This is a genomic window from Actinospica durhamensis, assembly GCF_018139695.1.
In the GTDB taxonomy this organism is placed as follows: domain Bacteria; phylum Actinomycetota; class Actinomycetes; order Streptomycetales; family Catenulisporaceae; genus Actinospica; species Actinospica durhamensis.
The window spans coordinates 1-4,868 of sequence record NZ_JAGSOG010000422.1 but is presented as its reverse complement, the minus strand read 5'-3'; the positions used below and the strand labels follow the sequence as shown (position 1 = coordinate 4,868).

Here is a 4,868-nt window from a genome sequence, read left to right as displayed (position 1 = left end):
GTGCGCGGGCCGCCCCCGAGCCGCGGGCTACTTGCCCCCGCCGCCGCCGGTGCCCTCGATGACGCTGAGCAGGCTGACGCAGACGCTCTTGAGCGGCGCGCCGTTCTCGGCCGCAGATTCCTGTCCCGTCTCCTCTGCCAAGCTCCCTCGCCTTGCATGCAAGGCTTCCGCGCGTTCTGGCTCCACCCATCGAGCTCCACTTACCGGCCCAAGGGCGCGTCGGGCTCCGTGTATCAGGCTCTACCGGCTCGATTCAGCGCGCAGCCAAGAGCTCAAGCAGTTCTTCCTCTCTGGTCCGGGGCAGCCCGTGTCCCTTGATCCGCCCGTCTTCGTCGCTGAGGTCTTCGACGGTGCTGAGCCAGGCCCATGTGTCGCGCACGGTGTCGGCGATCGGGCGCCAGGTCAGTCCCGCCGCCTGCGCTGGGCCGGTGTCGACCGCCCAGACCGCGCTGGTCGGGCCGTCGGCCGCCGCCCACAGGGGAAGACCGGTCCACTGGTCGACCTCGTGCTCGAGCAGGAAGGCCTCGTCTGCCCAGACCAGGCGGGCATCAGAGCCAGTCGCGGCAACGCAGGCCTCGAGCATGTCCTCCATGGATTCCGTGCCCGGACCCGGCACGGCGAACGCGCCGTAGCTGCCCTGCGCGGCGCAGGTCAGACCGAAGCGCGCGAGGTCCCGGGCGTCGATCGGGGCGATGCGGCGCTTCGGCTCGGCCGGAGCGAGCACCGGGCCGCCCCGGGCGATGCGGCTGAGCCACCAGGTGAGGCGGCCCTGGTTCTCGTGTGGGCCGACGATGAGCCCCGCGTCGAGCGTGATCGTGCGGCCGGGGAAATGCTCTTCGACCGCGCGCTCACACCCCGCTTTGAGCGGGCCGTATTCGCCCTCTGTTTCGTGCGGATCGCAGGCGAACTTCGGTGACGTGGCAGTGATCGGTTCGCTCGGCCAGAGCTCGTAGGCGCTGATGCTCGATATGAAGAGGTAGGCCGCCGCGTGGTCGGCGAGCATTCGTGCGGACTCACCGACGACCGCGGGCTGGTAACCGCAGGTGTCCACGACCAAGTCCCAGCCGGCTCCTGCCGCCGCGGCCAGCCGCTCGAGGTCGGCCGTCTTTTCACGGTCGCCACGGATGACTTGGACGCCGGGCGGATCGACGCTGGTACGTCCGCGATTGAACACGGTGACGTCATGGCCGGCGTTCATGGCCAGGGCTTCGGTGGCGAACGCGCGGCCGAGGAATCTGCCGCCGCCGATGATGAGGATTCGCATACCGACGATCATGAACGCTGGAATCCGGTCGGGCAAGTGATTCTGCTGAGAGCAGAACAGGGCACGCAAAGGGGACGAAGTGCGTTTAACTGGATGAGCGGGCGCAGTGGGATGGATCCGGATCAGAGGGACAGGAGGTGGTGAATGGACTATACGAGGGCGGCGACGGGTTCGGGTGTGCCGCGCGTGATCGTCTCGGCTTGCTTGACCTGACGGACGGTCAGCAGGGCTATCGCGGCGGCCAGGCCGGCCAGAACGGAGATGCTGGTGAGCGCGATCGGCAGGCCGAAGCGGTCGGCGAGGAAGCCGATCAGCGGCGGCCCGGTGAGGAATCCGCTGTAGCCGAACGTGGACGCGGTCGCCACACCGGAAGGGCCGAGCAGTACGCCCGCCTGGCCGACGGTCGCCGGGAACACGTTGGACAGGCCGAGCCCGACGAAGACGAAGCCGATGAGCACGGCGGGGAGCGAAGGGAGCAGCGCGGCTCCGAGCATGCCGACGCCCGCCGTGATGCATCCGCCCGCCAGCACGGCCGTGCGGCCGATCCTGCTCAGGACCCAGGAGCCGGACAGCCGTCCGACGAACATCGCGATAGAGAAGGCCGCGTATCCGGCGGCCGCGAGACCCGCGCTGGTGTGCAGGTCGGTGCGCAGGTGAAGTGCGCCCCAGTCCGACATCGCGCCTTCGCCGAAGGAGGAACAGAGCACGATGATGCTGAAGATGTAGAGCACGGTCTTCACCTGGCGCGCCGAGGCACCGGTGGATGCCAGCGTGCTGGACGGTCGGGTACTGGATCGTGCTGGGGTACTGGATCGGGCTCCGCCAGAGGCCGGCGTGGAGGAGGTGTGCGTGGGCGAGACTGTCGCGGACGGATTGCGAGTTGTGGCGGTGTCGGCGTCGGTGGGAACCGGCGAAGGGATGTCGACTTCGCGGGTAGGGCTGGGGCTGGCGGAGGCTGACTCCGGCGCAGCGGCAATACGGGCGGTGTCACCGAGGCCCTGGCCGATGGCCGCGTCCTCTGGGCCGGTGCGGCCGGTGCGGCCGGTGACGTCGCCGATGTCGGCGATGTCGGCGAACTGCGTGGCATTGGCGAAGTCGGTGGTATCGGAAGCATGGGCGGTGTGGCCGATATCGGTGGTGTCGGCGGAGATCGGGCCGATGGCGATGTCGGTGGTGCGTTCCGCCATCGGGACCGGCGTGCCGCGGAGTTCGGTGGCCAGAGGGGCGCAGCGCAGCAACGGGATGCCGAGTCCCACGGCCGCCGCGAGGGAGACGATCCCGACCGTGGCCAGGTGAGCGGCCGCACCGACGTGGTCCGCGACGACGCCGGCCACGACGGAACCGAGCAGGCCACCGAGGCTGTATGCCGCGTGGAAGGACGGCATGATCGGCCGGTCCAACTCGCCGATGACGTCGACCGCAGCACTGTTGATGGCGACGTTCATGCCGCCCCACCCCGCGCCGAACACGAACAGCGTGGCGCCGAGCGTGGCGACCGTGGGCATCACGGCAGGCAATGCGACCGAGGCCGCGAGCAGCACCGCTGTCACGACGGTGACCGCTCTGCTGCCGAAGCGGCGGCACAGGCGGCCGGTGATCGTCATCGTCGCGATCGCGCCTATGGATACGCCGAGCAGCGCGAGTCCGAGCGTGCCCGCCGAGGCGCCAACGTGTGCCTTGATCTGCGGCACCCGCACGACCCAGTTGGCGAAGACGAAGCCGTCGAGGAGGAAGTACGACGTGATCAGCACACGCATTCGCGTGGCTGCCGCCGGGTTCGCGGCCGCAGCCCGCGCCGTGCCTGTCACCGGTCTACCTCCCTCTGCCGCCGCGCCCCCGCCGGATCGCGTGGAAGGACAACAACAGCGGTAACAGTGATCCCAACCGCTATGGAGCCGACAAGATTCCCTTCGAATGGTCGGCGGACGGGGTCGGCGGCTGGGGGGAGTCGTGCGGTGGAGGGCGAAACGGCGCAGCGCGAAGTGGGCATGTGACAGCGTGCTGCGATGCATCGCTCGTGGATATGCGGCGGACTGAGCGGCCAGCCGGACGATGTGGGAGAACGGGCCGATGCGGTGGGAACGGGTCGCAGTGCGGTGGGGACGGCGCGCAGTGGAGGGAGGCGATGGTTACGGCGCGGCCATGCGCTGGCGGGTGCGTTGGCGCGGCGGCCATGGGCGACAGGTGCGATGGGCGCGGATATGCGATGAGGGGTGTGGTGGCGAGGCGCGGACATACGGAGGGGTGCGTCGGCATGGTCCGGCCACACAGTGAGTGGTGCGATGGGCGCGGAGTGCCGTGAGCGTTGGCGTCACCTGTGTGGGCTAAGCGGGCGGGCGTGGCCTGACCATCGCATACAGCACGCCAATACGCTGGGGTTTGCGTCCGGGCTCGTCGCTGACGAGGAAGGAGGCGGCGAGCCGATCCTCAGGAAGGAGAGGCCTATGAGTGCCGCGCAAGCCGGGGCTGGAGGGCATCCGTCAAGCTCCACCAGGACCACGCGGTCGCTGACCGACATCGTGCCGGGCGGGGTGTCCGCGCTGGCGGCGGAGTTCATCGGGACGTTGATCCTGGTGTTCTTCGCGGTCGGTACGGCTGTGTTCGCCGGCATCACGGCGGGGGTGGTGGGCATCGCGTTGGCGTTCGGCTTCGTGCTGATCGCGCTCGTCTACACGATCGGCACCATCTCCGGATGCCACGTCAACCCGGCGGTGACGCTCGGCATGGTGCTGTCGGGCCGCATGAAGCCCCTCTGCGGCGCGCTCTACGCCGTGATGCAGTTCGCCGGTGGAATCGTCGGCGCCCTGTTCATGTACTGGGTGTCACGTTCCGTACAGGCTCGTCTGGGCGGGCCCTTCAGGCGCAATTCCTTCGGCGCGAACGGGTACGGCTCCAACTCCGACCTGCACATCAGCGTCGGGGGCGCGTTCTTCGTCGAAGTGATCCTGACCGCGCTGCTGGTCATCGTCGTGCTCGGCGTCACGTCGGGCCCGGGGGTCAAGGGGCTTGAGGGCGTGGCAATCGGTACGGCACTCACCGTGATCCACCTCGCGGGCATCCCGCTGACGGGAACGTCGGTCAACCCGGCGCGTTCGCTCGGACCGGCCATCTTCGCGACCGACAACGCGCTGAGCCAGGTGTGGTTGTTCATCGTGGCACCGCTCGCGGGCTCGATCGTGGCCGTAGTCGTGCACAAGGTACTGCGCGGGCGGCATGAGGAGGCGCCGGAGGCCGAGGTCGAGGAGGCGGCTGTCGAGGCTGCGGAGGGGTGAGACTGCCGGAGGGGGCTTGGCAGCGGAAGAGAGACACGGAGTACGCACTGGAGAGCGGGGGGAGTCGGAGCCGGAGTCGGGCTCGGCGATCAGGGCCGATCGCCAGGGCCGATGGTCGGATGCCGATGATCGGATTCAGCCATCCAGACTCAGCAGTCAAGGTCAGCGGCCTCGGTGGGTACGCGGGCTGAGTGCTGAGTCTGGATAGCTGAGTCTTGATGGCTGGGGCGTGCTTGGCCGCTGGATAACGGGGGCGTGCTTGGCCGAGCAGGCTGAGTCAGTGAGGGGGGAGCAGTGGGTGATTGAGCGAGTGGGCTGGCTCAGCCGGGTGG

The 4,868-nt window shown here is 69.0% G+C and carries 3 protein-coding genes; 1 reads left to right on the top strand and 2 read right to left on the bottom strand.

Annotation, left to right across the window (positions count from 1 at the left end):
* Positions 1–253: 253 nt before the first annotated feature.
* Complete coding sequence (locus KDL01_RS39030) at positions 254–1,300, bottom strand: Rossmann-fold NAD(P)-binding domain-containing protein (protein WP_212533761.1); 1,047 nt, start codon at positions 1,298–1,300, stop codon at positions 254–256.
* A gap of 113 nt (positions 1,301–1,413) precedes the next feature.
* Positions 1,414–3,015, bottom strand: a complete 1,602-nt coding sequence (locus tag KDL01_RS46890; protein ID WP_212533760.1) for an MFS transporter — start codon at positions 3,013–3,015, stop codon at positions 1,414–1,416.
* Positions 3,016–3,795: 780 nt separating this feature from the next.
* On the opposite strand from KDL01_RS46890, the gene KDL01_RS39020 reads away from it, so the two are divergent.
* Positions 3,796–4,536 (top strand): aquaporin, encoded by a 741-nt coding sequence (locus tag KDL01_RS39020; protein ID WP_307846785.1) that lies wholly within the window; start codon positions 3,796–3,798, stop codon positions 4,534–4,536.
* Positions 4,537–4,868: the final 332 nt, after the last annotated feature.